At 68.4% G+C, this 1,812-nt stretch carries 3 protein-coding genes; all 3 read left to right on the plus strand.

Annotation, left to right across the window (positions count from 1 at the left end; genetic code table 11):
* Nucleotides 1–338, plus strand: a 338-nt coding sequence (locus DA1_RS30960; RefSeq protein WP_062794205.1) for a GNAT family N-acetyltransferase, incomplete at its 5' end; no start/stop codon positions are given.
* On the plus strand, nucleotides 316–1,182 hold the full coding sequence (locus DA1_RS29260) for a TrbL/VirB6 family protein (protein ID WP_034393303.1): 867 nt from the start codon (nucleotides 316–318) through the stop codon (nucleotides 1,180–1,182). The genes DA1_RS30960 and DA1_RS29260, both read left to right, overlap by 23 nt.
* On the plus strand, nucleotides 1,182–1,812 hold a 631-nt coding region (locus tag DA1_RS29265), incomplete at its 3' end, for a phosphoadenosine phosphosulfate reductase domain-containing protein (RefSeq protein WP_062794206.1). The genes DA1_RS29260 and DA1_RS29265, both read left to right, overlap by 1 nt.

Raw genomic sequence — 1,812 nt, forward strand, 5'->3', positions numbered from 1 at the left:
GCGCAGTGGGCATCGGCTGGAAGCGCGGCGGGGTGCTGGTGGCCGGGGCCGTCTTCGAGCAGCACAACGGCCGCACCGTGTGGGCGCATGTCGCCATCGACGCGCCGCTATCACGCCGCTTCCTGCGCGCGTTTCTTGACTACCCGTTCGCTGTGTGCGCGGTCGATGCGCTGCGCGGCTACGTGCTGGCATCCAACACCCGTTTGCGTGTGCTGGCCCGGCGCTTGGGCGCCGTGGAGGAGGCTGTGCTGGCAGGCGCTGCGCGCGACGGCGGCGATGTGGTGGTCTGCACCCTTTGGAGAGGAAACCTGAAACATGACACGCTGGCACAGCACTGAATTTGATTTCCTGCCCGAGCAGGCATTCCGACCTCGGCCCGGGGGCGGCATGACGTTGGAGGGTGGCGGCGCCTCGACCCCAGCACCCGATCCGCGACTGGTGGAAGCGCAGGTGAAGAACCTGGGCATCCAGGACGACATGATCCAGCAGATCATCGGCAATGCGAACGACATGGCGCCGCTGCAGAAGGAGCAAACGCAGTTCGCGCTCGACACCTCGCGCACGGCCTGGGAGCAGTCTCAGGCCGACCGCGACTATGCGCTGGGGCGCCGCGACAAGCTGACGGGCCTGCAGGACACGATGGTGGAGGACGCGCGGACCTTCGACACGGAGGGCAAGCGCGAGGAGCTGGCGGGCCAGGCGGCTGCCGATGTCTCCAACGCCTACGAAAGCGCCAAGCGCACGCAGGGCGCGGAAATGGCCCGCATGGGCGTCAACCCCGCCGATGGCAAGTATGGCGCCGGGTCCAATGCCTTGGTTGCCAGCGAGGCACTGGCCACTGCCGCCGGAAAGAACTCGGCCCGAACCGCTGCACGCGCGGAAGGGCGGGCGCTGACGGATCGGGCCTCGAATGCGCTGGCCGGCTATCCCGCCATGGGCATGCAGACGACGGCTGCCACGGCCGGCTACGGCGCCTCGGGCCAGAACATCGCCAATACCGGCCTGGCTGGCCTGAACTCAGGTTACGGCCAGGCGGCTGGCATGGCGGGGAACGCAGGCAACAGCGCGGCCAACATGTGGGGCCAGCAGTCCAACGCCTACCAGCAGTCGCAGGCCACCCAGGGGGCCGGGACGGGCGCCATTGTGGGCGCGGGCCTGTCTGCTGCGGCCATGTTCTTCTGATGCGGTCCGCAGACATTGCCGAGAGCGTGGGCCAGGCGATTGCCGGCCGGCGCGCTGCGCTGCATTTCAGTGGGGGCAAGGACTCTCTGGCATGCCTGTACCTGCTGCGCCCCCTGGTGGAGCATGGCCTGCCGGTCTACTGGCTGTCCACGGGTGACACCATCCCGGAAACACGCGCGGTTGTGGACCAGGTGCGCGCGTGGGTTCCAGATCTGCGTACCGTGCAGACGGACGTGCTCGCCTGGAAAGCCGCCCATGGCATCCCGAGCGACGTGACCACGGCGCAATCGAGCTGGATCGGCCGGGCCTACGGAATGAGCGACGCGCCCCTGGTGGGCCGTATGGACTGCTGCGTGGCCAACCTGATGCTGCCCATGCACCAGCGCATGCTGGCCGACGGCATCGAGGTGGTGATTCGCGGCACCAAGCTGGCCGATACGGGCCAGGTGCCGGCGCGCGGCCCAGGCGATGCCTACGAGGTCTTGCTGCCGCTGCTGTACTGGAGCCATGACCAGGTATTCCAGTTCCTGCAGGAGGTGGGCGCCCCGCGCAATGCCGTCTACGACACCTTCCGCGCCATCAGCGCGCCCGAATGCCTGCACTGCAGCGCATGGTGGGACGACGGCAAGG

The organism is Delftia acidovorans NBRC 14950 (assembly GCF_001598795.1).
Classification (GTDB): domain Bacteria; phylum Pseudomonadota; class Gammaproteobacteria; order Burkholderiales; family Burkholderiaceae_C; genus Comamonas; species Comamonas acidovorans.